This window comes from Nannocystis exedens (assembly GCF_002343915.1).
In the GTDB taxonomy this organism is placed as follows: Bacteria; Myxococcota_A; Polyangia; order Nannocystales; family Nannocystaceae; genus Nannocystis; species Nannocystis exedens.
The window spans coordinates 336356-361446 of the sequence record NZ_NETK01000001.1 but is presented as its reverse complement, the minus strand read 5'-3'; the positions used below and the strand labels follow the sequence as shown (position 1 = coordinate 361446).

Below are 25091 nucleotides of genomic sequence, written 5' to 3'. Positions count from 1 at the left end.
GCATCGCGGCTGGACGCGGGCGGTCGTGAACGAGGCGCGGGGTTGCGGGGACCGCGTCGCGCGAGATGGTCTATGGTGGCGGGGATGCCCGACCGCGACGTCGAACGCAACTGCAGCCCCGAGTCCTTCGTCGAGACCCTGCGCCGCCTGGCCGACGCCATCGAGCGCGGCGAGTCGTTCCGGATCCAGGTGGCGGGGGCCCGCTTCAACGTGCCGCGCGACGCGGCGCTGTCGATCGAGCACGAGGTGTCCGGCGAGGAGGAAGAGCTCGAGCTGCAGCTGCGCTGGCGGCGGTGAGTCTCATTCGGGACATGTCGAGAGAGACATGTCACAAGCGCCCTGGGCCTGGCGACATGTCCCCTCGAGCATGTCGCACGAGGCAGCCTCGCGGCCCTAAGGCTTGACGGCGATCCGGCCGGTGTAGTCGATGCGGTGGAGCAGCGGGGCGCCGCCGTGCTCGGCGAAGTAGCCGTCGACGGCCTCGCGGGCGCCGCGCCAGTGGCCGTAGTCGTCGACGATGAGGACGCCGCCGCGGGCCAGGCGGGGGTAGAGGTGGACGAGCTCGTGGCGGGTGGACTCGAACCAGTCGGTGTCGAGGCGGAGGATGGCGATCGCGTCGGGCAGGGTGGCGGGGATGGTGTCCTCGACCTTGCCCTTGACGAAGTGGACGCGCTCGCGCGGGTAGCCGGTGCTGCCGAGGCTGGCGGTGGCGTCGGCGAGGCTGTTGGCGCAGAAGACCTTGTGGTCGGTGCCCTTGATCTTGTCCCACTCGCCGAGCGGGGCCTGGTCCTTGTACGAGACGTCGCGGGCGGTCGGCTCGCTCATGCCCTCGTAGGTGTCGTAGAGGTAGAGGTCGCGCGCGCGGTCGCCGAGCTCCTGGAAGGTGAGGGCGGCGACCATGGCGCTGCCGCCCTTCCACACGCCGCACTCGACGAAGGCGCCGGGGATGCCGGCGCGGTGGACGTGACGCACGGCCTGGTAGAGCGCGTACATCCGCTCGGTCGAGGTCATGGTGTACGGCCGGGCGCGATCGTGGATGGCCCGAAAGCCAGGTTCGAAGTCGGGGTACTGCCGGCGCCAGCGGCGGTCGTCGCCGAGGCGGCGGAGGCGGTCGAGGAGCGTCACGGGTGGCGCCGAGGGTAGCAGGACGCCGGGCGGCGCGCGCGAGGGCACGAAGGCGGCGAGGCCAGGCGAGGGCGGTCGAGGACGCGGGGCGACGGACCTCGCGGCGCTCGCGGGCGAGGCGGCGCGCGGGAGCCTCGTGGAGCGGTGCGAGCGGCCTCGGCGGGGCGGTGGCTCGCGCGGCGCTCGCTCGCTCACGGCGCTGCCGAGGCCGTCGCGCGCGGGCGGATGCGTTATGTCTCTTCGACCAGGCGCAGCCTCGGGCCGCGCTCCATCAGCTCGCAGAAGCGGCGGACTGCGCCCTGGAGGGCGGCGATGCAGCGCTCGAACACGAGGCGGAAGTCGCCCTCGGCGGCGAGGAACAGCTCGGTGGCGGCCTGCATGTCGTCGTGCTGCGGGTAGAGCTTGACGACCTTGAACTCTGCCGTGACCTCGGCGGCGGCGATCCGCGCCCAGTGGCGCTCCGCCTCGCTCTCGAGGCCCCAGAAGTTGGGGAACACGAGGCGGAAGTACAGCGGGTCGTCGTCGTCGACGGTGACGCAGTAGTAGCGGCCCTCGCACTTGAACACGAGGTCGCCGGCGTCGTCGACGACCGGCCGGAAGCCCTCGGCGCGCAGGAACTCGGCGTACAACTCCGCCTGGCTCATGCGCGCAGGATACCCCGCGCCCCGCGGCCGCGGCAACGCTCGCAGGGGCGCGGCGAATTGCGGGCGCTCATACGCGTGGCGGCTCAGCGCCGCTCGGTAGTGCAAGCCGTCGGCTCCGGCAGGATCTGGCGCAGATAGGCGTCGGCGATCATGCCGGGCCGTTGCTCGCGCGGATAACCGAGCGAGACCTCCTCGAAGCGCACGCCGTCGATCCAGTCGGTGCGCCGCGTGTGAAGGTGCCCGCTGACGACCACCCGCGCGCCGAAGCGGCGGTGCCAGTCGTGCGTCGCTCGCGTGCCGCACCACGGGCGGTACCGCGGCACGCGCGGGATGAAGATCAGGTCGTCGCGCAGCGGCCAGTGGTTGACGAGGACGGTCGGGTGCGCCCGCGCGAGGTCGAGGCGGGCGGCGGCGGCGGACACGCGCGCGGCGGACCAGGCGACGATGTCGGCGAACGGGCGCGGATCGAGGCGCGCCTCGTCGGCGGCGAGCACGCCGTCGTCGGCGGCCCAGGCGATCGCGGCGGCGCGGTCCATGCCGGCGGGCGCGAAGGTGTAGTCGTAGAGGAGGGCGAGCAGCGCGAGGGTGTGCGGGCCTCCGTCGCCCGGCCACACCGGCCACGGGTCGTCGACGCTGACGACGCCGCGGCCGCGGCACAGCTCGCACAGGGCGGCGAGCTTGTCGGCGCCGCCGAGGCGGACGCCTCGCTCCTCGGAGGTCCACAGCTCGTGGTTGCCGGGGACCCAGAGCAGCCGGGCGAAGCGCGGCTGCAGCAGGTCGAAGGCCCACTGCAAGTGATCGCCGGTCTCGCCGACGTCGCCGCCGACGATCAGCCAGTCACCTGGCCGCGGGGACAGGTCGGCGAGCAGCTCGCGGTTGCGGCGGTGACCGACGTGGAGATCGCTGAGGGCCCAGAGCTTCATGCGGGCGTCGGCAGGCTAGTGCGGGGACCGCGGGCTTTCAACCTCGCGCCGCTCCTGCGCGGCCCGGAGCGGAGAAACAGCGCGGGGCCAGGTCGCGAGCCGGGCCGGCGACCCGACCAGAGGCGGGTCCGGCGTGCGCGTGCAACGATCCTGCGCGGCGCGGGCGAGCCCGCGCGTTCGCGGTAGACTCCGCGGCGCATGACGACCCTCCCGAACGACCCGTCGGCCCAGCGACGCGAGGCGACCTTCCCGCGGCTCACGCCGGCGCAGAAGAGCCGGCTGTGCCGCTACGGCCGCCGCCGCCCGACGCGCGCCGGCGAGATCGTGTTCGAGCACGGCGAGACGGGCGCGAACTTCTTCGTGGTCCTCTCGGGCACGCTCGAGGTGGTGCAGCCGGGCTTCGACGGCGTCGAGCACCCGGTGGTGATCCACGAGCCGGGTCAGTTCACCGGCGAGATCAACATGCTGAACGGCCGCCCGAGCCTGGTGCGCGGGCGGGTCGGCGAGCCCGGCGAGCTGCTGGAGATCGACCGCGAGGGGCTGCGCCACATCGTCCAGGTCGAGGCCGAGGTCGGCGAGCTGCTGATGCGCGCGTTCATCCTCCGCCGCGTCAGCCTGATCGCCCACAACGCCAGCGACGCGGTCCTGGTCGGCTCGGTCCACTCGCCGGCGACGCTGCGGCTGAAGGAGTTTTTGACCCGCAACGGCCACCCGTTCTCGTACATCGACGTCGAGCGCGACGCCGACGTCGCCGGGATGCTCGATCAATTCCAGGTCGGGGTCGACGCGGTGCCGGTGATCATCTGCCGCGGCAACGTGGTGCTGCGCAACCCGAGCACCGAGGAGGTGGCCCGCTGCCTCGGCTTCAACGCCGACGTCGACCGCAGCGTGGTGCGCGACGTGGTGGTCATCGGCGCCGGCCCGGCCGGGCTGGCGGCGGCCGTCTACGCGGCGTCGGAGGGGCTCGACGTGCTGGTGATCGAGCGCAACGCGCCGGGCGGGCAGGCCGGGTCGTCGTCGAAGATCGAGAACTACCTGGGCTTTCCGACAGGTATCTCGGGACAGGCGCTCGCGGGCCGCGCGCTGACGCAGGCGCAGAAGTTCGGGGCCCACGTGGCGGTGGCGATGTCGGCGGTGCGGCTCGACTGCTCGCGCACGCCGTACGTGATCGAGCTCGGCGGCGCGCAGGGCTCGGTGCGGGCGCGCTCGATCATCCTCGCCACCGGGGCGGAGTACCGCCGGCTCGGGGTGCCCGACCTGCACCGCTTCGAGGGCGACGGGGTCTACTACGGGGCGACGCAGATGGAGGCGCAGCTGTGCTCCGGCGAGGAGGTGATCGTGGTCGGCGGCGGCAACTCGGCCGGGCAAGCGGCGGTGTTCCTGGCCGAGTCGGTGCGCCACGTCCACGTGCTGGTCCGCTCGAGCGGGCTGGCCGACACCATGTCGCGCTACCTGATCCGCCGGATCGAGGAGCACCCGAAGATCACGCTGCGCCCGTTCACGGAGATCGTGGAGATGTTCGGCGAGTCGAGCCTCGAGCGGGTCCGGTGGGTCAACCGCAAGGACGGCACGAGCGAGACGCGGCCGATCCGCCACGTGTTCTCGATGGCAGGCGCGCGCCCCAACACGGCGTGGCTCGAGGGCTGCGTGGCGCTCGACCCGGCCGGGTTCGTCAAGACGGGCCCCGACCTGACGCCCGACGAGCTGGCCCAGCGGCCGTGGCGACGCGCGCCGTACCTGCTCGAGACGAGCCTGCCCAACGTGTTCGCGGCCGGCGACGTCCGCTCGGGCAACGTCAAGCGCGTGGCCTCGGCGGTCGGCGAGGGCTCGATCTGCGTGCAGATGGTCCACCGCGCGCTGGCCGAATGAGGGCAAGAGGAGCTCGAGCCATGGCGAAAGAGATCTGTTCCCACCTCGACCCGATCCACGACGTCCGCCCGCACACCCGCGGCTGCGAGGCGTGCCTCGAGCTCGGCGACGCATGGGTCCACCTGCGCCTGTGCATGACCTGCGGGAAGGTCGGCTGCTGCGACTCGTCGAAGCACAAGCACGCGACGGCCCACTTCCACGCGACGCAGCACGCGATCATGCGCTCGCTCGAGCCGGGCGAGCGGTGGTTCTGGTGCTACGTCGACGAGGTCGGCTTCGAGCCGGGGTGAAGCCGCGTGATTTCCTGCTCGTCGGCGCTCGACAGGCGAGCGCTGCGCCGGCAGGTTTTCTATAGCCCGAGGTGCGAGCGCACACGGGCGATGCACGGGGCGATCCGGAGGCGCACGTCGTCGAACATCGGCTCGATGTTCGGGCAGTCGCTGGAGCACGAAGCGGTGGTAGACCTGGTCTTCCCACTCTCCCATCCCGTCGGGGTCGTTCCAGTCGAGGTCGTCGGGGTAGGGCTCGGCGAAGTGGCCGCCCCTCGGCCAGGATCTCGCTGTAGGTGAAAGGTAATTCCTCACAGCGCGAACACCTCGAGGTTGTCGAAGGCGACGCGGGCCTCCCAGCCGCCGAAGGCGAAGTGGCGCTGCGCCGGGCCGGTCAGCGGCTCGGGGTCGTCGTAGGCGAGGACCTCCTGGCCGTCGAGCTCCCACCGGATCGCGCCGTCGCGGCGGGTGATGGCGAAGTGGTAGCGCTTATTGGCCTCGACCTTGAGCGACTGCGTGGTCTTGCGATCGCCGCCGTGCTCGTCGCGGCGGACGATCGCGCTGGTGGTGTTGTTCCAGCCGCCGAAGATGATGACGTAGCCGGTGGCGGTGTAGCTGGCGCTGCGCGCGAAGCTCTTGCCGTCGCCCGCGAGCTCGACCTTGATGTCGCCCTCGTCAGTGGCGGCGCGGGCGTCGAACTCGACGCGCACGTTGTCCGGCAGCGGCAGGGTCAGCCACAGCGGGTGGTTGCGCAGGCCCTCGGTCACGAGCTCGCCGTTCTCGAGGCGCGCGCCGGGGCCGGTCGATTTCCACGCCGGGCCGAGCTCGGGGCCGTCGAAGCGGTCGGCGAACAGCAGCTGGGCCGGGCCGGCGCTGCTGTAGGTGCGCGGCAGCTCCTCGCAGGCGAGGACGAGCGTGAGGAGCGGGGCGAGGCGGCGCATGGCGGAAGGAACAGGTCCGAAGGGAAAGGTCGGAGAGGACATGTGCGGAGGGCCACGTCAGCCGGCGCGGGCGGCGAGGTCGGGGCCGAGCATGCGGACGAGGCGGTCGGTCCAGCCGTCGGGCAGGTCCTTCGGGACATGTTCTTCGGGGTCGAAGGCGGCGGCGCCGATCTGGTCGAACACGGCGGGGAGCGGCTGGGGGTGGAGGGCGAGCTCGAGCAGGACGACGCCGGCGCTGAACAGGTCGGAGGCCGGGGTGGCGCGGGCGGCCGGGCCGGGGCTGCGCAGCTCGGGGGCGAGGTAGCGCAGGGTGCCGGCGTGGCCGCTGCCCGAGCGCGGGTCGGCGAGGGCGAGGCCGAAGTCGGCGAGGGCCACCGGCGAGCCCTCGCGGGCCTCGCGGACGAGGATGTTGGCCGGCTTGATGTCGCGGTGGACGGCGCCGGCGGCGTGCACGGCCCGCAGGGCGCTGACGATCTGGGCGCCGACCCGCGGCAGATCGGCGGGGCCGAGCAGGCGCTTGCGCACGGCGACCCGCAGGTTGCCGCCGCGGCACAGGCTGAGGGCGACGAAGCGGTGCGCGGGCTGGACGTCGAGCAGGGCGACGACGTGCGGGCTGCGGACGCGGGCGAGGGTGCGCGCCTCGGCGAAGAAGCGGGCGCTGACGAGGCGGCCGTCGCTGCCCTCGGCGACCAGGCGCTTGATGGCGACGTCGCGGCCGACGCGGCGGTCGAAGGCCTGGTAGACGACGGCGTGGCGGCCGCGGCCGAGCGGGCGGCCGAGCTCGTAGCGGTCGACGCCGAGGCCGGCGACCAGCTCGGTGGCGTCGAGGCCCTCGAGCAGGGCGAGGCCGCGGCTGGCGTGGGCGCCCCCGCGGCCGAGCCGGCGCTGGGCGGTGCTCCAGCCGCGCAGGGCGCGGGCGTGGTCGATGTCGACGGCGAGCAACGCCTCGAAGTGACGCAGGGCGCCGAGCGGGTCGCCGCGGTCGAGCAAGGTGTCCCCGAGCAGGAGGTTGGCGGCCGCGTAGGCGCCGGTCGGCTGCCAGCGGCTGTCCTCGACCTCGGGCAGGGCGAGGGCGGCGCGCGCGAGCTCGACGCCGAGGTCGGGCGCGAGGGCGTCGCAGAGCTCGCGCGCGAGGACGAGGACGAGGTCCGGGCGCGGGCGCAGGCGCAGGTGCGCGGCGAGGCTGACGAGCGCGCCGCGGACGTAGCCGGCGTGGCTGAGGTCGCGGATCTGGCGATCGATCTCCGAAGCCGGGGCGCCCTCGACCAGCCGACGCGCGAGCGCGGCGATCCCCGGCAGCTCGCGCGGCAGCTCGGCGCCCTCGGACAGGCGCGCGAGCACGGCCCGCAGCTGGTGGTCGAGGGCTGGATCGGCGCGGATGTCGCCGCGGAGGGGCTCGATCGGCATGGGCGGGTCGAAGGGACAGGTGAGGGGCGGCGCGAGAGGCCGGCGCGAGCGGAGCGAGAGCGCTGGCGCGGGCGGGGACTGAGCGAGACAGCCGGCGGGCGGAGCGAGAGGGGGGCGCGAGAGTGGGTGGGAGCGAGCGCGCCGGCGCGGGGCCGGGTATCCGATGGGACAGGTTCGAAAGGACAGGCGCGAAGGGACAAGGTTGAAGGGACAGGCGCCAGAGGGCATGTCCCCAGAGGCAGGCGCGAAAGGTCAGGTCATCGAGATCTCGAGCGTCAGGCGGCCGTCGGGCAGGTCGAGGTGGAGGCGGTCGCCGTGGAGGAGCTCGATGCTGGCGCCGGGGCCGAGCGGCTCCTGGCCGAGCTGGGCGCGCACGCCGGCGGCGATCCGCACGGCGATGAAGGGCGGGCGCAGCTCGAGGACGGCGGGGATCGGTCGGTCGGGGGCGAGCCACAGCGGGCCGCCGCCGGGCAGGTAAAGGGTCCACGGGGCGGCGGCGCCCTGGCCGAGCGGGCGCAGGAGGGCGCCCAGCTCGCCGCGCTCGCGCGGGAGCGGGTGGACCTCGAGGCGGGCGGCGGACAGGCCGAGAGCGAGCTCGCCGGGGCCCTCGAGGGCGACGGGCTCGCCCGGCGCGAGCGCCTCGCCGCGCCAGAAGGTGCCGGCGCGCGAGCCGAGGTCGACGAGGGCGACGGCCAGCTCGACCTCGTGGGGGCCGGCGCTGCCGGGCGCGGCGATGGCCTCGAGCCGCAAGGCGGCGTGCTCGCGCGAGAGGCTGGCGCCGCCGAGGCTGAGCTCGACGTCGGGCGAGCGCCCGAGCCGCAGGTCGGCCCGCAGGACGACGCGGGTGACCTGACCTGTCCCCCAGCGCAGGTCGACCCGCTGGCCGCGCGGGAGGGCGACGCCGAGGTCGGCCTGGACACGGGCGAGGGCGGCGCGCAGCAGCGGGGCGCCGCTGTGCGCGAGCGGGCCGCGGGTGGTCCGCGCGTCCTGCAGGTGCTCCTGCAACAGGCCGTGGGCGAAGAACCGCCGACCCTCGCGCAGGGCGGCGTCGATCTCGTCGCTGGCCCGCTGGAGCTCCGCCTCGGCGTGCTCGATGCGGTCGATGAGGCCGAGCACGTACTCGAGCTGAGTGACGGCGCCGGCCCGCTCGTAGGCGACGGCGGCGCGGCGCAGCATGTGGAGGCGCTCGTAGATCTCGCCGGCGATGGCGCCCTGGTCGGCCTCCTCGAGCGCGCGCGCGGCCTCCATGAGGATGGCCCGCCGCGGGGCGCCGTCTTCCATGAATTCGGCGTGGCGCAGCAGGGTCTCGGCGAGCGCCTGGTGGAGGCTGCGGCCCTCCTCCGTGGCGCCGGAGTGACGCGCGGCGCCCTCGCGCAGGAGGGCGATCCGCTGGGCCGTGCCGCACAGGGTGTGGGCGTATTCGAGGCGCAGCGCGGCGGCGCGGGCGTGGTCGCCGGTGTGCTCGAGGGCCCGCGCGCGGGCGAGGCCGTCGCCGTGGCCGGGGCGGGCCGGCGTGTCGAGCGCGGCCGCGGGCGGACGCAGGGCAGGCGGAGGCGGCGGCGGCGGCGGACGCGGCTTGCTCGGGCGGGACAAGCAACGCCGATGCTAACACGCCGGGACCCGGACGCCGCGCGACGGCTCCGGCGGCCCGTCAGGCGCCGATGCGAAGCGAGCGCTCGGTGAGGTCGGCTGGCGAGGCGCGTCACCGCGGCAGGCGATGCGTCGGGGCGCGCAGGGAAATCGGTCGAGGTCGAGAGCTGCAGGCTCGCCCGATGCGGCGGCGCGGGAGCCGGGGCTTCGCGGATCGGGATGCGAGTCGGGCGAGAGATGTCGGGTGAGCAGCGGGAATCGCGGCCCGCGAGGCCGGTGTCGTCACGCGAGGGGCTGCGGACGCCGGCTCGGCTCGGGTCGTGGTCGTGGGTTGCGCGCGGCGGGCGAGGGGCGTGGCGATCGCGTCCCGGCTGTCGTCGCCGTCGCGGCGGGGAGCGCGATCCCGCTGCACGCGGGGGCTGGCGGCCGAAACGACGCCGTAGATGGTCCGCAGGGGAGCGGCTACACTCCCGGTCCCGATGCCCGCCCTGCTCGAGCCGATCGCCGCCGGCCAGACGCGCTTTCATCTCCAGGGTCTGGCGCCGGACGCCCGCGGGGTCGCGTGCGGGCGCGAGACGCTGGTGGCGTTCCCGTCCCTCGACCGCCTGGTGGCGTTCCTCGGGGCGTACAGCGAGGAGTGCAGCCTCGACGAGCTGATCCCGACGATGACGATCGAGCGGGCCCGCCGTGACGGGGGCGGCCATGCGCTGCTGATGCGCTGCGCCGGGGCCGACAGCTACGCGCTCGACCGCCTGGCCCGGCTGTCGCTGGCGGTCCACGGGCAGCTGTTCACCGGCAGCGGCACGGTGTTCGTCCGCTACCGCGACCGCATGGCCCCGTTCGGCTACGACCTCGCCGGCGGGACGACCACCGCCGCCAGCCCCGAGGAGGTCGTGGTGGTCGACCACGACGTCACGGCGCGCTACCGCGCCCTCGACCGCCTCGACCCGGTCGAGCTGATTCAGCGGCTGTCGCTGCGCCAGATCCCGCTGCCGCTCGCGGGCATCGCCTCCGACCCGCAGCTGTGCGGGCTGCACGAGATCGCCCTGGTGCTGGTGGCACCTGGCCTTTCGGACAGGATTCTGAGCTACTTGTGGGGCAACCAGGTGCCGCTCGCGGGGGTCCGCGTGGCGCTGGCCGGCGAGCGCCGGGCCAGCCTGCTGCTGCGGCTGCGCCAGCCGAGCGGGCAGGTGCTCGACGTGCTGCACGGGATCCCGGGGGTCGAGCTGCTGGCGCCGGTGTCGCAGCGGGCGGCGGTCGAGATCGGGTACCGCCACCCGATCCACCTGGCGTCGGCGTCGTCGTGCCTGCCGGGCGACGAGATGTACCTGTTCCGCGGCCGCGTCGGCCGGGTCGAGCGGCTCGACGGGGCGCCGCAGTTCATCGACGGGGCCCACCTCGTGCGCAGCGACGTGGCCGCCCGCGCGCACGAGCCGGGCGACGCCCGCGGCACCGCGGTGCAGGCGCTGAAGGTCGAGCTGCGGCTGCGGCCGACAGCGTCGATCCGCGAGCCCCGCGGGGCGCTGATCCGCTGGGAGCAGGCGGGCCTGCTGCGGCGATTGATTTATCTGATCCCGCCGATGGCGCTGGCGGCGGCCCGGCTGGCGGTGCTGCCGCAAGGGATGCTGGTGCTGACCGGGTCGTCGCTGGGGGGCGCGGCCGGGCTGGCCGCGGGCGTCGGCGCGGCGGCGATCATCCCGCTGGGGATGCGCATCGTCGAGGTCGCGCCGGGGGTGCTGGTGCCCGACGGGTTCGAGCTGTGGCCGCACGTGCGCCCGCAGCTGGTGCGCGAGCTGCTCGGGCTCGAGGCGGCCGACCACGCCCTGTTCCTCGGGACAGATCAGAGCCCGCTGCGCCTGCGGCCCGACCACCTGGCGCCGCTGGACGCGGCGATGATGAGCCGGCTCGAGCTGGCGGTGATCGAGGCGAGCCCGTCGGAGATGCCGTCGTCGGGGCCGGCGACGCTGCTCAACGAGCGGCTCGGCCGCTTCGCGCTGTGGGGCTTCGGCGAGGCGGCGCGCGCGGGGCGGCCGGCGGTCGAGGAGGCGAGCGGGACGCCGGAGCTGCCGCCGGGGCGAGAGTCGTGACCCGGGACCTCGGCGAGTTCTGCGCGCGCTTCGTGGCGCCCCTGCTCGGGGGCGGGACGGTCCACGTGGCCGCACCGGTGCGGCCGGCCGACTTCCGGGCGATGGCCGGAGAGCTGGCGACGCTGCGCGCCAGCGAGGTGGCGGCGCTCCGCCTGCAGCGCGCGCAACAGCTGGTGGCCGAGCCCGACTTGCACGAGCCGGGGGCCGAGGAGCTGGCGCTGTGGGTGGCGCTCTACAACCTGCTCGTGCTCGACCACCCCGACCGCGGCCGCGTGTGGGCGCGCCAGGCGACCTGGCGGCGCGTCGAGTCGGCCGCTCGCTACTGGCTGCTGTTCAGCCGGCCCGAAGGCTTCTCGGCGGCGCTGGCCAACCACGCGGCGGTGGGGGCGTTCCTGGAGCTGTCGCGCCGGGACCAGATCCTGAGCGGCGCCGAGGGCGAGCTGCGCTTCGTCGGCCAGGAGATCCCGCGCAGGCGCCTGCGCTGGACGGTGCCGGGCGCGCTGTCGGTCCGCGAGGAGACGATCAACTGGTGGTCGACCGCGCACGCGCCCGAGGTGTCGGCGCTGCAACAAGATGTCCTTTGGGCCAGCCCGGTGACCTGCCTCCTGCGCCCGCTGATGGCCCCGCCGGGCTACAGCCCGCTCGAGGGCGCGGGCTTTTTGCGCCACCGCGCGTTCGCCCGCGCGGTCTGCCACGCGTGGGCGTCGTCGCGGCACTGGATCGAGATCGGCGGCACGGTCCTCGGCTCGCTCCTGTTCTCGCTGACCGGCCGCCCGCTGTCCGGGCCGACGCCGACCGCCGGAGCGACGGGCGCGCAGTCCGCCGGCGCCCGGCCGATGCTGGCCCTGCCGGCCCCCGCCGACAGCGCCGGGCCCGAGGACGTCGCGGCCCTGGTCGCCGCCCTCATCCACGTCCACTTCCTCCGCGTGCTCGAGCTCGGCGCCCGGCTCGGCGTCGCGCCCACCAGCCGCGACCGGCCGGTGCAGATGTTCCTGGCGCTGCCGCTCCTCTTGCCCGCGCTGGGGGAGGTGCTGGGCTCGCCGCTCGGCGGGCCCGCGAGCGTCGGCTTCGACGCGCAAGTGGAGCGGCGCTGGATCGAGTATATCGATCACCTCGGCGAGCTCATCCCGCGCTCGGTCGTCGAAAATCTCCTGGCGACGCTCGTCCCGCGCGTCGTAAAAGCCGAAAAATAGCCATGAGCACCACCCCGGCCACCTTCTCGATCAGCGACCTCGCCCGCCGCCTGCAGGACGGGGCGCGCCAGCTCGAGCAGCAGTTCCTCGGCAAAGAGGAGATCATCCGCCTCCTCTTCATCTCGGCCCTGGCCGGCGAACACATGGTGATGGTCGGTCCGCCCGGCACCGCCAAGAGCGCGATCGTCCGCGCGTTCGCGCAGGTGATCGACGCCAGGTTCTTCGACTATTTGCTGACCCGCTTCACCGAGCCGAACGAGATCTTCGGCCCGGTCGACATCCAGGCGTTCCGCCAGGGCACGTACCGCCGGCGCATCGAGAAGATGCTGCCCGAGGCCGAGGTCGTGTTCCTCGACGAGATCTTCAAGGCCAACAGCGCCATCTTGAACAGCCTGCTCACGCTGGTCAACGCGCGCCGCTTCACCCACGGCACCAACACGGTGCGGGTGCCGCTCATCAGCCTCTTCGCGGCGAGCAACGAGGTGCCGACCGACGAGGCGCTGTCGGCCATCTTCGACCGCTTCCTCCTGCGCGTCCGCTGCGACTACCTCGACAGCTATCACTTCCGCGGCCTGCTGCAGAAGGGCATCCAGCTCGAGGTGCAGCAGATGGCCGACCAGCAGGTCGGCCGCAAGGTGGCGACCGCCGCCGAGCTGCTGTCGGTGCAGCGAGAGTTCGGCCAGCACGTGAAGATGAGCGAGGAGTTCCTCACCACCTTCAAGGGCATGGTGTTCCAGATCCGCTCGGAGGGCATCGGCCTGTCCGACCGCCGCGTGGTCAAGCTGCTCAAGCTGTTCGCCAGCTCGGCGCTGTTCGACGGCCGCGACCACGTGACCGACGCCGACCTGTTCATCCTCCGCCACGTGTGGAACACGCCGGAGCAGGAGGAGATTCTCCAGGAGATCGTCGGCCCGGTGCTCGATCGCTGGTACGAGTCGCACCCGGACCACGGCCGGATCGGCGCGACGCCGACGAGCCTGCAGGACCTGCTCGAGGAGCTGCGGGTGATCCGCGAGACGCTCACCGGCAGCCAGGTGCTGTCGGACATGCAGCTGTTCAGCCAGCTGCGCAACCTCGGCGACATCAAGGCGGCGCTGCTGCGCATGCAGGACAGCCCCACGGCCCAGCGCATGGTCGGCGAGGTCGACAAGCTGCTCGAGACGATGTTCGCGTCGAGCCGCTTCGCGTGAGAGGGGCCCGCCTTTTATGGCCGACGTCCGCAAGCCCCCGGTCCCGCCGCGCGCCGCCCCGCCTCAGGCCCCGGCGCCGCGGTCGACGCGACCGTCGGCCGGCGCGCCGGCCCAGGCGCCGCGGGTGACGCCGAACGTGGCCGAGCTCGAGCGCCAGGTCGGCAGCCTGGCGCTGTCGCAGATCGACGGCGCCGGCGCGCTGGCGATGATGCGCGCGCTGGTGTGGCAGGGGATCCTCGCGCGCCTCGGCGTGGCCGCGCCGCTGGTGGTGCTGCACGACCTCGGCTGCCTCATCACGGGGCTCGGCGGCCCGGGTCCGGTGGTCAAGGGCATCGCCGAGTCGGAGCTGTGCGAGGCCTGGCGCGGGCTGCTCGTCGAGCTCGGCGAGAGCGACCTGGTGCGCGCGCAGGCCGGCTGGAAGCACCGCGACCAGATGATCGGCGTGGTCCTGGCGCGGGTGTTCGCGCCGGTGGTCCCGCAGCTGCCCGACGACGTGCGGGTGCTGCGGCCGATCGAGCTGCCGGTCGACGCGATCCACTACGCGAAGGTCGAGCCGAGCTCGGCGTACACCCGCTACGACCAGCGGCAGACGATCGCGTGGCTGCAGACGCTGACGACGCACCGGCTCTTGCCGCTGCTGGCGGTCGAGCAGATCGACGTCGACGCGCTGCGCCTGTTCGGCCTGTTCCGCGGCGGGCCCGGCGAGGCGGCCGCGGGCGTCGACCTGGCCGACCTCTACAACGTGATGGTCAGCCCGGCCCTGGCCGACGTGATCGACTTCTCGATGGAGCTGCTGCCGTCGATCCTCGAGGTCAAGCGCGAGGCCGGCCAGCAGGTGTTCTCGATCGACGGCTACGCGTCGATCGAGCGCTTCGGCGGGGTCGACGACCTCGAGCTGTCGCAGCTCGCCTACGACGAAGACATCTTCGAGCAGAAGTTCATCGACGACGAGCTGTTCTACTTCACCCACGAGAAGCAGGTCGAGAACGAGCACCGCACCCACTACGTGCTGGTCGACGGCTCGGCGTCGATGCGCGGGGTGCGGGAGGTGTTCGCCCGCGGGCTGGCGCTGGCGCTGTGCAAGCGGCTGGCGCTGCTCGGCGAGCACGTGATCCTCCGCTTCTTCGACAGCCGCCTGTACGAGGGCGTCAAGGTCGGCGCGCAGGGCCACGCCGAGGTGCCCTACGTGCTGCAGTTCCGCGCCGAGCACGGCCGCAACTACGCCCGCGTGATCCGCCAGATCAACGCCGAGCTGTCGGCCCCGCGCCGCTCGGGCGGCGGCGGCGGCAAGGTGCTGGTCTACCTGCTGACCCACGGCGAGTGCCAGCTGCCGCCCGACGACGTCGCCGCCCTGGCCGCGCGCGCGCCGATCTACGGGGTGTTCATCCTGCCGAGCTCGGGCGTGCTCGACCTCGGCTACCTCGACCTGTTCTACCGCGTCCACGTGATCGACGACCAGGCGATCAGCCACGGCCGAAGGGCCCAGCGCGCCCGCCAGATCATCAGCGACGTCGAGGCCGGCCAGCGCCAGGCCCAGCCGATCCGGCGCAAGACGGGTGGCCCGAAGACCATGTCCGCCGGGACAGGTCTGAAAGGCCAGGGACGGAGGCGGCGGTGATCGACACCAACGTGCTGTGGATCCGCGCCGAGGGGGCGCTGCGGGCCGGCCGCCACGCCGACGCCCAGATCTACCTGCGCCAGCTGGTCCAGGTCGTCGACCGCATCGACTTCGAGTACGAGGAGTGGCTGCGCGCCTACGTCGACTCGCTGCGCGCGACCGGCAACTGGGGCGAGGGCATGGCCTGCCTGTCGTACCTCGGCGCGCGCGAGATGCCGGGGCCCGACATCATGCGGCTGTACGCGCAGCGGGCCCAGGCCGGCGACGCCGACGCGATCCGCACGGTGCGGCTGTACGCGATCTATCTGTCGCGCGCGGGCCAGCACCGCCCGGCGGCCTCGTGGTTCGAGCTCGGCGGGATGCCGGTGCACCGGGCGATCGCGCTCGAGCGCGCCGGCGACGACGCGGCCGCGTCGCAGCTGTGGGCCCGCATGCTCGCCGGCGACGCGCTGGTCGACCGCGACTACGAGCGCGCGCTGATGAAGATCAACTACGCGCTGTGCCTGCGCCGCCTCGGCCACGAGCGCGCCCGGCAAGCGATCGCCGACGCGACGACGAGCGTCGAGGAGGTCGCCGACGCGTTCGAGAGCGAGGGCCTGCGCGAGCGCGCGTTCGACTGCTACCAGCTGATCGCCCGCCTCGGCTCGGAGACGCGGGCGTTCGAGAACGTCGCCGAGGGCTACCTCAACAGCGTCCGGATCCTCCGCGACGACGGGCTCAAGCTCGACGCGCTGCGCCTGTACGAGACGTTCATCGCCATGGCCCGCGAGGCCGGCGAGTTCCACGCGGTGGCGTCGATCCTGCGCGAGGCGGCCGACTACTGCACCCGCTCGGGGCTGCCCTACGCCGACGACCTGCGCTGGCGCAGCGCCGAGGCGTGGATCAAGGCGGCGACCGAGGCGCTGGCGGCCGGCCACCCGCCGCAGATCATCGAGAACGCGTGCCTGGCCGCGGCCGAGGCGTTCGCGTCGGTGCGGGCGTTCCGCCAGGTCGCCGAGGCCTACCGCAAGATCACCACGCTCGACCTGCCGGCCAAGAACCGCGAGCGGGCGCTGCGGCTGATCCGTCGCCTCGGCGACCAGCCGCAGGACGCGCCACGGCCGATGCCGGTGCCCGAGTTCCTGCGCCAGCTGCCCGACTACGAGGAGGTCTGGTACGTCGACCTGGCCGAGTGGGAGCTCGGCGGCGATCCGGCGCTGGTCGCCGCCGGGGTGATGGCCGACCGCCGCTTCCCCGACTACGTGCGCCGCCACGCGCTGCTGCTGGTGCTCGAGCTCGAGCGCCGCGGCCAGGCGGTGCCGCCGCTCGAGATCGTCAAGAGCCTGGCGACGGTCCGCGCCTACCCGGTGATCGCCGGCCTCGAGGCGATGTACCGCCACGGCGACGCGTCGCTGCGCGAGTCGGTGGCCGCGGCGATGGGCGCGCTCCGCTTCAAGCGCAGCTTCGGCCTGGTGTCGCAGGCGCTGCGCGACCCGAGCGCGCCGGTCCGCAAGGCCGCGGCGGCCTCGGTCGAGCGGCTGGTGTTCCCCCACGCGTTCGAGCCGCTGCGCCGGATCTTCGAGGCCCGCGACCTGCCCGACCCGGAGGCGGCCCGCAAGGCCGCGCTGACGGCCATCGGCAAGATCGGCAGCGTCGAGGCGCTCGACTTCCTGTGCGACCGCCTCCGCGAGGGCGAGCAGCCGTTCGTCAAGGTCGCCAGCACGGCGATCAGCGAGCTGCCCAACTCGGAGCTCCTGCCGTACCTGCGCCGCCAGATCGAGTTCGTGCCGGCCGAGCACCGGGCTGTCCTCGAGGACACGGCCCAGCGGCTCGAGCACCGGCTGCGCTGAGCGAGCGGCGGCTGTCGGGCGAGTGAGGACCGCGGTCGCCTCGCGCGCCGCCGCGACTGCAGCGGCGATCCCCGCGAGCCGTGCCGGAGCACCTGCGAGTCGACGACGTCGCGCGCTCGTCGGACGGGCCGGCGCGCGCCGGTGCGCGCGGGAAATGGGGTCGCCCGCTGCGGGCCTGCGCCGGCGGCGGGTTCACGCATTCGCGAGGAATGTGGGCAGCGTCGGTGGCCGCGATCACGGCGCGCCGCCGCTCGCGGGCCCGGCCGATTTTTCCCGAAATCACGCGCCGATGGCCTCGCCGCGGGGCCGGCCGGGCGAACGTCGTTCGAGTCACATCAATGGATTTTGAGGTGCCGCTCGCCCGACCGTCGCCATCTTTCCGAGAGATCATGCGTCCCAACGTCGTCCTGTACCTCGCCGTGGCGCTCACGGCGTCCTGCGGTGAGAAGGAGAAGCAAGGTGTGGCCGCCAGCGACGGCGACACCGAGCCCGGACCGATGGTGCCGGTCATGGAGACGACCGGCACGACGACCGGCACGACCACGTCCACGACCACGGGCCCGGGGACCACGGGCACGGCGCCGACGACGTCGACGACGACCGGCGACGCGGGCACGACCGGGCCGGCGACGACCACCGGCGAGACGACCGGCGCCCCGCCCGCGGACAGCGAGGGGCAGATGTGCCAGTTCAACGAGGACTGCCCCGACACCGCGCAATTCTGCGTGTTCGGCGAGTGCCGCGACGGCACCGAGGGCGACCCGTGCGAGTTCCACGAGGAGTGCAGCGCCGCGGCGCCGCGCTGCATCATGATGGTCTGCTACGACGGCAGCGAGGGCGACCCGTGCAAGACCGACACCGACTGCGCCGAGGGCTCGAAGCACTGCGTGTACGGCAAGTGCTACGACGGCAGCGAGTTCGACCCGTGCGAGTTCGCCAAGGACTGCATGGACCTGATGAGCTGCGAGAACAACCTGTGTGTGTGAGCATTGTGGGCACATGTCCGCCGGGACATGTGCCCACCATGGTCAGACCTGGGCCGTGACGATCCACGCGGCGCCGCGGATGATCACCCCGGTCGGCCCGGCGCGCTCGGCGAAGGCGGCGCGCACGGCCGCGAGCCCGCGCGCGCGCACGTCGTCCGGCTGGCCCGCGAGCAGGCGCGAGACGGGGCCGACGTCGAGGGCCTGCGCGACGGCGTCGTCGACCGCGGCCTCGGGCGTGTCGCCGCGGCCGAACCGCAGGGGGGCGTCGAACGGGGCGATCGTGACGGCGCGGAAGCCGGCGGCGTCGAGGATGCCCTGCACGCGCTCGCGCGCGCCGAACGAGAACGGGCCGGGGGCCGAGGGCTCGGGCGGCGGCTGCGGCGGCACGATGCCCTGCAGCGCCCGCTGCGGCAGCACGACCCAGTCGTTCTCGGCGGCGGCGCGCCAGCACACGAACACGAGCCGGCCGCCGGGGCGCGCGGCGGCCCGCAGGTGGCGGAAGGCGGCGACCGGGTCGGCGAAGAACATCACGCCGAAGCGCGAGCACAGCAGGTCGTAACCGCCGGGGCCGAGGTCGTCGACGCTGGCGTCGGCGCGGCGGAACTCGAGGTCGAGGCCGGCCGCGGCGGCCCGCTCGCGGGCGCGCTCGAGCAAGGGCACGGACACGTCGACGCCGACGACCGCGCCGCCGGGCTGCACCGCGCGCGCGAGCGCCAGCGAGGTGGCCCCGGCGCCGCAGCCGACGTCGAGCACGCGCTCGCCGGGACGCGCGGCCGCGGCCTGCAGCACGGCCTCGCCGTAGGCGGCCATCATGTCGTCGAGCCGCTCCTGGTGGACGCGCCAGCCCTCGCCGACGCGGCCGTTCCAGTCGGCGATCATCTGCGAATTGTCGCCGCTCATTCGCTCATCCCGTCGAGCAGGAACTTCTTCATGAACAGGATCGTGGCGTACATCTGGTAGTCCTGGTTGCGCTTCTTCTGGAAGCCGTGGCCCTCGTCCTTGCCCTCGAGGTACCACACCGGTGTGCCGCCCTGCTTGAGGGTGGCGACGATCTGGTGCGCCTCGCTGGCCGGCACGCGCGGGTCGTTCTTGCCCTGGATGACGAACAGCGGCTTCTTGATCTCGGCGGCGCGGGTGAGCGGCGAGATCTCGAGCAGCTTCTTGCGCAGCTCCGGGTCGCGCTCGTCGCCGTACTCGGCCCGCCGCAGGTCGCGGCGGTAGGCCTCGGTGTTCTCGAGGAAGGTGACGAAGTTGCTGATCCCGACGATGTCGACGGCGCAGCGGATCCGGTCGGCGAAGTGGACCGAGGCCGCCAGAGTCATGTAGCCGCCGTACGAGCCGCCCATGATCATGACGCGCTCGGCGTCGAGGTCGGGCCGGCTGGCGATCCAGTCGAGCGCGGCGCCGAGATCCTTGACCGAGTCCTCGCGCTGGGCGCCGTTGTCGAGGCGCACGTAGGTCTTGCCGTAGCCGGTCGAGCCGCGCACGTTGGGGTAGAGCAGGGCGACGCCGAGCTCGTTGAGGTAGTAGTTGTTGCGGCCGATGAAGCCGGTCTGCGACTGACCCTCGGGCCCGCCGTGGACGATGACGACGACCGGGCGCTTGCCGGTGAACCGCGCCGGGGGCTTGTAGTAAAAGCCGGGGATCTCGCGGCCGTCGAAGCTCTTCCAGGTGACGAGCTCGGGCTCGCTGAAGGTGGCAGGGTTGAGCGTGCCGACCTCGCTCTCGGTCCAGCGCTCGATGACGCCGGACTGGACGTCGAGCACGTAGGTGTCGGCGGGCGAGCGCGCCGACGACAGGGTGAAGGCCAGCAGCTTGCCGTCGGGGTGGAAGTTGAGGCCGCCGATCGTGCCGGCCGGCAGGCGGGTCTTGATCGGCCGCTCGCGCCCGCTCGGCAGGTCGTGCAGCCGCAGCCGATCGATGCCGCCCTCGTTGACCACCGAGGCCAGCTTCTTGCGGTCGTGGCTGACCGCGAAGCTGTCGACGTCCCACTGCACCGGCGGGCCGAGCGGGCTGGTCTGCTTGCTGGCGAGGTCGAGGGTGACGAGCTCGCGGAACTCACCCTTGCCGTCGGTGGTGGTGATGACGCCCTTGCCGTCGGCGGTGAAGCTGGCGCCCGACCAGGCGACCGGGACGTCTCCTGTCTTTTCAGTCAGCTTGGTGCGCTCGCCGGTGGCGAGGTCGAACAGCCACAAATAGCTCTCGTTGACCGAGACGTACTCGAGCGCGAGGAGCTGGTTGCCGTCGGCCGAGAAGTCCTGCGGCGACCAGCCGCCGCCCTCGACCTCGGCGACGAGCTTGTCGCTGCTCGGGTCGCGCGGGTCGACGACGTAGAAGTCGGTGTCCTTCTTGTTGCGCCGGGTCGAGGTGTACGCGAACCGGTCGCCGGCGCGGGTCCACGGGCCGAGGCTGTTCTTCGAGGCGCCGTCGGTGAGGAGGGTCAGCTTGCCGTCGGCGCGATCGAAGCGCCAGTTCTGCGCGAACTCGTTGCCGCCGATGTCCTTCGAGAGGACGAAGAAGCCGCCGTCGCCGACCGGCGGATAGGTGGCCCCGCCGACGCGGTCGCTGAAGAAGGTGAGCTGCCGCCGATCGCCGCCGGCCATCTTGACCTCGTGGACCTGATCGGTGTCGGCGAAGCGGGTGCGGATCAGCAGCGAGTGATCCTTCGGGTGCCACTCGAGCGCGAGGGCCGAGCGCGCCTCGGAGTAGGTGCCGACGCCGTCCGCGATCGCCCGCGGGATCGGCGGGATGTTCTCCGCGGTCAAGCTGTCGGGCATGCTGACGACGCTGTCTTCGGCAGGTCCGCCCGGAACGATGACGGGTGGGACGTCGGACTTGCTGTCGGGCGGCCTGCCGGTGTCGGCGGGCGGGGCGTCGGCCGTGCCGGCCGGCTCGACGCGCTTGGCCTGGATCGTGGCGACCTTGGGCGCGTCCTTGGCCGGCGGGGCGTCGCAGGCAGCAACAGCGAGGAGGAGGAGACAGACGCGGGTCGAGGTCGGCATGGTGACGCGCGCGACTATAACCGACGGCGGCCCGCTCGCGGGCGGCCGGGCAGCGGATCGCCCAAGCTGCCGCGAGGGTGGTCTCAGGGCGAGGATTCACGAGATCTTGCGCGGCGGGGCGGACGCTCCGCCGAACGCGACGGCGGCTGATGTGCCGCCGTGCATCAAGGCTCCGTCGGGGGAGGGTCTGAGCCGCAGGCGAGAGGGGGAGGCGGCCAGATGTCTCGAAACAATCGACGCGCCGGTCCGTGGGAGGTCATTCGATATGTCTTTCGGGAATGTCCGATGTGACAAGTTCGACCGAAGGCCGCGGACGCTCACGTTCTTCCCTTCGCAATGGAGATCGTGCGTAATATTCAATGTTTCCCTGAGAATTGGAGCATCTTTCACTCTCGTCTGTTGCAATCGATGGCGATTGAACCACGCACCACTCGTGAACGCCGGCAGGAATTCATTCGACACAGGCGCCCGACAGGCCATGTCCCCGCGGGTCGTCCGATCGCGCGGCGGCATGCGGCTGGACGAGTTCGCGCTTGCGGAGCTCGCCCATGCTCGCGTGGAGCCGCCCGCAGACGCGCCGCCGCGCTGCGCGCGGGCGAGCCTGCAGGCGGTCGCCGGCCGCCCTGAACGTGGTGTACGATGGCCGGCGATGTCGCCCCGCACGCCCGTCGCTCACGCCCTCGCCACCTCGCTCGTCGAGTCCGCGTACGCCAATCAGCTGGAGTCTCCCTCGGACGCCGTCGTCGACGCGCCCTCGGACGCCGTCGTCGACGCGCCGATGGGCCCGGACGCTCCGCAGACCGGGAGCGCCGCCTCGCTCGTCGAGTCCGCGTACGCCAATCAGCTGGAGTCTCCCTCGGACGCCGTCGGCGACGCGCCGATGAGCCCGGACGCTCCGCAGACCGGGAGCGTCGAGTCCGCGTACGCCAATCAGCTGGAGTCTCCCTCGGACGCCGTCGTCGACGCGCCGATGGGCCCGGACGCTCCGCAGACCGGGAGCGTCGCCTCGCTCGTCGAGTCCGCGTACGCAAATCAGCTGGAGTCTCCCTCGGACTCCGTCGTCGACGCACCGATGGGCCCGGACGATCCGCAAAATTAGTGTCCTGAGTCTTAAATCCGCTCTTTATGCCGTCGCGTCCAAGGTGCGAAGGCAGTACCGCCCGATCGAGGCGAGGATCTCCTCGGCGGACTCGGTCCAGGCGAACAGCCTGGGCTCGTCGTTGCTGGCGGCGATGTACGCCTCGATATCGTTCTCGAGGCGAGGGTCGAACGGTGTGACGAGCGCTTGATCTTGCGCTCGGAGAGGAGCCCGCACCATCGTTCGACCTCGGGGGTGAAGTGTCGGCGCTCTTGCTTCTTCATGCGGGCCTCCTGGCCACGCCTCTCCTCTACCAAACTCAGGCCCGTTGCGGGCCAGCCGAGGCAGTACACCAATACAGTCCGCTGACCGCCGCCGTCGTGGTCGAACTGGATCAGGATTTCCAGCGCGCCCAAGTCCGTCGAGGGGCGCTCGCTGAGCTCAGCGACGGCGGGGCCTCCGCGACACCGGGTGAATCCAGGTTGAGCTGGCTGGATCGCAGCGCGGCCGACGCGAGGCGAGCGCAGCGCTCCCCCTCGTGGCGTCCGCTGCACGCCTCGCTGCGGGCGCGAGCCGCTCACCGGGCGCGTTCCGCCGGTTCTCCCTCATAATCATGACGATGCCTGCCGACCGACCCGTGGCGCCTGCCTCCCGCGAAGAGGCGGCAGTTCGCCTCCTCGCGCAACAGACCTTCAGCCGGGTCGCCGGTGCGCCCTTGATCGAGGGCAACGCAGTCGAGTTGCTGATCGACGGCCGGGCCAACTTCGACGCCTGGTTGGCGGCCATTCGCGCGGCCCGCACGTCGATCCTCCTGGAGAATTACATCTTCGACGACGACGCGTTGTGCCTCGAGTTCCGCGATGCGCTGGCCGAACGCGCGGCGGCGGGCGTCCGAGTGTGCGTGATCCGCGACTGGCTGGGATGCCTGGGCAAATCACGGGATCACATCTGGAGGGCGCTGCGCATGGTCGGCGGCGAGGTCCGCACGTACAACCCGTTCAGCGTCACCAGTCCGTTCGGATGGGTGTCGCGTGATCATCGCAAGCTGCTGGTCGTCGACGCCGAGGTCGGCTTCGTCTCGGGGGTGTGCATCAGCAAGGAGTGGCTCGGCGATCCGGCACGCGGCATGGCGGCATGGCGGGACACCGGGATCGCCCTGCGCGGGCCGGCGGTCCGCGATCTCGCGGTGGCCTTCGCCGACAACTGGGCGAGCCTCGGCGACGCGCTGCCCGCCCAGTTGTCGATCCTCTGCCACACGCCGCCGGTCGCGGGCGATACCGCCGTGCGCGTGGTGGCGACATTACCGAGCACGGCCGGGCTCTATCGCCTCGATCAGATGCTCACTGCCCTGGCCCAGCGGACGCTGTGGCTGACGGACGCATACTTCATCGGCACTTCACCGTACGTGCAGGGGCTCGCGGCCGCCGCACGCGACGGAGTGGACGTGCGCCTGCTCGTGCCGGGCTCGAGCGACCTGCCTGTCGTCGGCGCGCTGTCACGCACGGGCTTTCGCTCGCTGCTCGCGGCCGGGGTCCGCGTCTACGAGTGGAATGGGACGATGCTTCACGCGAAGTCGGCGGTGGTCGACGGCCGCTGGGCGCGGGTCGGCTCGAGCAACCTCAACATCGCCAGCTGGATGGGGAACTGCGAGCTCGACGTGGCGTTCGAGGACGAGGCGTTCGCGCGGCGCATGGAGGCGCAGTACGAGGAGGACCTTCGCGGGGCGACCGAGGTCGTGCTCCGTTCGCGCCGCCGCGGCCACGCCAAGGGATCCGGACCCAGTGCGGGGTCTGGAGGCGCCGCGGCGGGTGCCTTGCGCCTGGCGAATACTGTGGGCGCCGCGATCACGAATCGTCGGGTCCTCGGGAGCTCGGAGGCGGGGATCTTGCTCGGGGGGGCGTTGGTGCTGTTGGCCACCGCAGGGGTCGCCCTTTATTGGCCGAGGGCGCTGGCGTGGCCGCTCGCCGCACTCGCGCTGTGGTCGGCATTCGGCGTGATCGTCAGATACATCGGCGTCGTCCGCAGGGCGAGATCCCGGCGGCGCGCGGCGCCGTCGTGAGCCTCGCGCAGTTGGGCCCGACGCGGCGGACCCGCGGAGGGCCGCCGCGGCGCGGCGCCGGCAACCGGTAATCGTCCGACAGACTGCGTCTGGCTCGGCCTCGAGCACCTGGGCTACATCGCGGTCGGATGCTCGCCGAGGGCGATACGGCGGAAGACGTTGGCGGCGAGGAGCTGCTGAGCCTCTGGCTGCTTGAGCGTTTCCTGCCAGGAGGCGGGGGCGAGCTCGAGGACGCGGGGGCGCGGCCAGGAGGGCAGCAGGCACAGGAGGTCGCGGAGGTAGCCGAGGGGCTCGATGCCGTGCATCTGGCAGCTGGCCAGCAGGGACACGAAGAGCGTGTTGGCCCGCGCCCCGTCGTCGCTGCCGACGAAGAGCCAGTTTTTGCGACCGACGGCCTCGCGCCGCAGCGCGCGCTCGGAGATGTTGTTGTGGAGGGGGAGACGGCCGTCGTCGAGGAAGCGCCGCAGCGCGGCCTTCTGGTTGGTGGCGTAGGTCAGGGCTGCGGCGAGCGGCGAGCCGTCGAGGGCGACCTCGCATTGGTGGGCGCACCACGCGAAGAATTCGTCGACGATCGGCGCGGACAGCTTCCGGCGGACCGACTCGCGCCGCTTGCGGCTCTCGTCGGCCAGCTTCTCTTCGACCTTGAAGAGCTTGCGGATCAGCCCGAGCGCGTGCCTGGCGAGCTCCGGCTCAGTGCCCAGCGCCTTGAAGAAGTAGCGCCTGCAGTGAGCCCAGCTTGCGCCAGGCCAAGCCTGGGGAAGGAGAAAGAGGAAAATCAGAAACCTTCCAAAGCGATCCAGGGGGTTCGACTCCCCCACGGTAAAGGCGAGCAGCCAGCCGGAAGCGAGTCTTGCACGGCGTACGGTAACGTGCGTCGTGAAGCGTAGACAGCGGGTGCTGAAGCCCTGCTATGGAGCCTCGACATCATGTGCTGCTGAGGTCCTCGTTTTGTTGGAAACGGGGACAGCATTTTCCGGTCCGTTATGCGAGGACCGGGAGGCTCGGCCGGGGTCTGAGAACAGGGCAAAGGCACAGGATGGATCGCCCAGGAACCTGGGAGATCCCGTCGTCGCCACATGTGAGATGCCGCTTTGGTCCACGGCACCCGAACGGACCTGGCTCGTGCAGCGCGCTCCTGCTGCACGGGAGCGAACCTGGGAGCAGCATGTGGAGCCCGGAAGCGAATACATAAGTGTACGGGTATCGGCGGCGGGAAGTCGTAGCGCTCTCGTAGTACCGCGGAGGCTGGGGAACTCGGCTCATGGGGACCCAGCGGAGGGA

The 25091-nt window shown here is 72.5% G+C and carries 20 protein-coding genes; 11 read left to right on the top strand and 9 right to left on the bottom strand.

Annotation, left to right across the window (positions count from 1 at the left end):
- The first annotated feature begins 84 nt into the window (after positions 1-84).
- Positions 85-297: an amphi-Trp domain-containing protein gene (locus tag NAEX_RS01345; protein ID WP_096333482.1), complete on the top strand. Its 213-nt coding sequence runs from the start codon at positions 85-87 to the stop codon at positions 295-297.
- A gap of 96 nt (positions 298-393) precedes the next feature.
- Here the strand turns inward: NAEX_RS01345 and NAEX_RS01340 are convergent, their stop codons facing one another.
- The 3 genes from NAEX_RS01340 to NAEX_RS01330 form a co-directional block, all read right to left on the bottom strand.
- Positions 394-1125 carry a TylF/MycF/NovP-related O-methyltransferase gene (locus NAEX_RS01340; protein ID WP_211302336.1) on the bottom strand — a complete coding sequence of 244 codons (732 nt, stop codon included), beginning with the start codon at positions 1123-1125 and terminating at the stop codon, positions 394-396.
- A 230-nt stretch (positions 1126-1355) separates the two neighbouring features.
- A complete protein-coding gene (locus NAEX_RS01335) occupies positions 1356-1769 on the bottom strand; it encodes a hypothetical protein (RefSeq protein WP_096325711.1) in 414 nt (137 codons plus the stop codon).
- An 83-nt stretch (positions 1770-1852) separates the two neighbouring features.
- Complete coding sequence (locus NAEX_RS01330; RefSeq protein WP_096325710.1) at positions 1853-2692, bottom strand: metallophosphoesterase family protein; 840 nt, start codon at positions 2690-2692, stop codon at positions 1853-1855.
- Positions 2693-2890: 198 nt separating this feature from the next.
- Between NAEX_RS01330 and NAEX_RS01325 the strand changes: the two genes are divergently transcribed.
- Together NAEX_RS01325 and NAEX_RS01320 are read left to right on the top strand one after the other, a co-directional pair.
- Positions 2891-4561 (top strand): FAD-dependent oxidoreductase, encoded by a 1671-nt coding sequence (locus tag NAEX_RS01325; protein ID WP_096325709.1) that lies wholly within the window; start codon positions 2891-2893, stop codon positions 4559-4561.
- A 20-nt stretch (positions 4562-4581) separates the two neighbouring features.
- On the top strand, positions 4582-4851 hold the full coding sequence (locus NAEX_RS01320; protein ID WP_096325708.1) for a UBP-type zinc finger domain-containing protein: 270 nt from the start codon (positions 4582-4584) through the stop codon (positions 4849-4851).
- Between the two features lie 290 nt (positions 4852-5141).
- Here NAEX_RS01320 and NAEX_RS01315 read toward each other — a convergent pair whose 3' ends face one another.
- The 3 genes from NAEX_RS01315 to NAEX_RS01305 form a co-directional block, all read right to left on the bottom strand.
- Positions 5142-5771 (bottom strand): DUF6250 domain-containing protein, encoded by a 630-nt coding sequence (locus tag NAEX_RS01315; protein WP_096325707.1) that lies wholly within the window; start codon positions 5769-5771, stop codon positions 5142-5144.
- Between the two features lie 57 nt (positions 5772-5828).
- Positions 5829-7178, bottom strand: coding sequence for a serine/threonine-protein kinase (locus tag NAEX_RS01310; RefSeq protein ID WP_170135357.1), 1350 nt, complete (start codon positions 7176-7178; stop codon positions 5829-5831).
- A gap of 252 nt (positions 7179-7430) precedes the next feature.
- On the bottom strand, positions 7431-8771 hold the full coding sequence (locus tag NAEX_RS01305; protein ID WP_096325705.1) for an FHA domain-containing protein: 1341 nt from the start codon (positions 8769-8771) through the stop codon (positions 7431-7433).
- Positions 8772-9247: 476 nt separating this feature from the next.
- Between NAEX_RS01305 and NAEX_RS01300 the strand changes: the two genes are divergently transcribed.
- The 6 genes from NAEX_RS01300 (at position 9248) to NAEX_RS01275 (ending at position 17671) form a co-directional block, all read left to right on the top strand.
- Positions 9248-10855: a hypothetical protein gene (locus NAEX_RS01300; protein ID WP_096325704.1), complete on the top strand. Its 1608-nt coding sequence runs from the start codon at positions 9248-9250 to the stop codon at positions 10853-10855.
- Entirely contained in the window at positions 10852-12048 is a 1197-nt protein-coding gene (locus NAEX_RS01295) for a hypothetical protein (RefSeq protein ID WP_096325703.1), read from the top strand. Before NAEX_RS01300 ends, NAEX_RS01295 begins: the two co-directional genes overlap by 4 nt.
- A 2-nt stretch (positions 12049-12050) precedes the next feature.
- The gene (locus tag NAEX_RS01290) at positions 12051-13238 is read left to right on the top strand and encodes an AAA family ATPase (protein WP_096325702.1); all 1188 of its coding nucleotides are present in this window, start codon (positions 12051-12053) and stop codon (positions 13236-13238) included.
- Positions 13239-13254: 16 nt separating this feature from the next.
- Positions 13255-14856, top strand: a complete 1602-nt coding sequence (locus NAEX_RS01285; protein WP_096325480.1) for a hypothetical protein — start codon at positions 13255-13257, stop codon at positions 14854-14856.
- Positions 14853-16685, top strand: a complete 1833-nt coding sequence (locus NAEX_RS01280; protein ID WP_096325479.1) for a HEAT repeat domain-containing protein — start codon at positions 14853-14855, stop codon at positions 16683-16685. Before NAEX_RS01285 ends, NAEX_RS01280 begins: the two co-directional genes overlap by 4 nt.
- A 389-nt stretch (positions 16686-17074) precedes the next feature.
- Entirely contained in the window at positions 17075-17671 is a 597-nt protein-coding gene (locus tag NAEX_RS01275; RefSeq protein WP_096325701.1) for a hypothetical protein, read from the top strand.
- A gap of 42 nt (positions 17672-17713) precedes the next feature.
- On the opposite strand, the gene NAEX_RS01270 is transcribed toward NAEX_RS01275, so the two are convergent.
- Both NAEX_RS01270 and NAEX_RS01265 read right to left on the bottom strand, forming a co-directional pair.
- Positions 17714-18571: a class I SAM-dependent methyltransferase gene (locus NAEX_RS01270; protein WP_096325700.1), complete on the bottom strand. Its 858-nt coding sequence runs from the start codon at positions 18569-18571 to the stop codon at positions 17714-17716.
- Positions 18568-20673: a S9 family peptidase gene (locus tag NAEX_RS01265; protein ID WP_211302335.1), complete on the bottom strand. Its 2106-nt coding sequence runs from the start codon at positions 20671-20673 to the stop codon at positions 18568-18570. Before NAEX_RS01265 ends, NAEX_RS01270 begins: the two co-directional genes overlap by 4 nt.
- Before the next feature lie 511 nt (positions 20674-21184).
- Between NAEX_RS01265 and NAEX_RS01260 the strand changes: the two genes are divergently transcribed.
- Positions 21185-21772, top strand: a complete 588-nt coding sequence (locus tag NAEX_RS01260) for a hypothetical protein (RefSeq protein ID WP_143825498.1) — start codon at positions 21185-21187, stop codon at positions 21770-21772.
- 592 nt (positions 21773-22364) lie between these two features.
- On the top strand, positions 22365-23810 hold the full coding sequence (locus NAEX_RS01250) for a phospholipase D-like domain-containing protein (protein WP_245913571.1): 1446 nt from the start codon (positions 22365-22367) through the stop codon (positions 23808-23810).
- Positions 23811-23923: 113 nt separating this feature from the next.
- On the opposite strand, the gene NAEX_RS01245 is transcribed toward NAEX_RS01250, so the two are convergent.
- Positions 23924-24628 carry an IS66 family transposase gene (locus tag NAEX_RS01245; protein ID WP_143825497.1) on the bottom strand — a complete coding sequence of 235 codons (705 nt, stop codon included), beginning with the start codon at positions 24626-24628 and terminating at the stop codon, positions 23924-23926.
- Positions 24629-25091: the final 463 nt, after the last annotated feature.

Excerpts from the sequence above, each read along its gene's own strand:
- NAEX_RS01265 (WP_211302335.1), bottom strand. The coding sequence starts at position 20,673 with ATGCCGACCTCGACCCGCGTCTGTCTCCTCCTCCTCGCTGTTGCTGCC.
- NAEX_RS01260 (WP_143825498.1), top strand. The coding sequence starts at position 21,185 with ATGCGGCTGGACGAGTTCGCGCTTGCGGAGCTCGCCCATGCTCGCGTG.
- NAEX_RS01310 (WP_170135357.1), bottom strand. The coding sequence starts at position 7,178 with ATGCCGATCGAGCCCCTCCGCGGCGACATCCGCGCCGATCCAGCCCTC.
- NAEX_RS01330 (WP_096325710.1), bottom strand. The coding sequence starts at position 2,692 with ATGAAGCTCTGGGCCCTCAGCGATCTCCACGTCGGTCACCGCCGCAAC.
- NAEX_RS01290 (WP_096325702.1), top strand. The coding sequence starts at position 12,051 with ATGAGCACCACCCCGGCCACCTTCTCGATCAGCGACCTCGCCCGCCGC.
- NAEX_RS01285 (WP_096325480.1), top strand. The coding sequence starts at position 13,255 with ATGGCCGACGTCCGCAAGCCCCCGGTCCCGCCGCGCGCCGCCCCGCCT.
- NAEX_RS01250 (WP_245913571.1), top strand. The coding sequence starts at position 22,365 with ATGACGATGCCTGCCGACCGACCCGTGGCGCCTGCCTCCCGCGAAGAG.
- NAEX_RS01275 (WP_096325701.1), top strand. The coding sequence starts at position 17,075 with ATGCGTCCCAACGTCGTCCTGTACCTCGCCGTGGCGCTCACGGCGTCC.
- NAEX_RS01270 (WP_096325700.1), bottom strand. The coding sequence starts at position 18,571 with ATGAGCGGCGACAATTCGCAGATGATCGCCGACTGGAACGGCCGCGTC.
- NAEX_RS01325 (WP_096325709.1), top strand. The coding sequence starts at position 2,891 with ATGACGACCCTCCCGAACGACCCGTCGGCCCAGCGACGCGAGGCGACC.
- NAEX_RS01320 (WP_096325708.1), top strand. The coding sequence starts at position 4,582 with ATGGCGAAAGAGATCTGTTCCCACCTCGACCCGATCCACGACGTCCGC.
- NAEX_RS01315 (WP_096325707.1), bottom strand. The coding sequence starts at position 5,771 with ATGCGCCGCCTCGCCCCGCTCCTCACGCTCGTCCTCGCCTGCGAGGAG.
- NAEX_RS01335 (WP_096325711.1), bottom strand. The coding sequence starts at position 1,769 with ATGAGCCAGGCGGAGTTGTACGCCGAGTTCCTGCGCGCCGAGGGCTTC.
- NAEX_RS01300 (WP_096325704.1), top strand. The coding sequence starts at position 9,248 with ATGCCCGCCCTGCTCGAGCCGATCGCCGCCGGCCAGACGCGCTTTCAT.
- NAEX_RS01345 (WP_096333482.1), top strand. The coding sequence starts at position 85 with ATGCCCGACCGCGACGTCGAACGCAACTGCAGCCCCGAGTCCTTCGTC.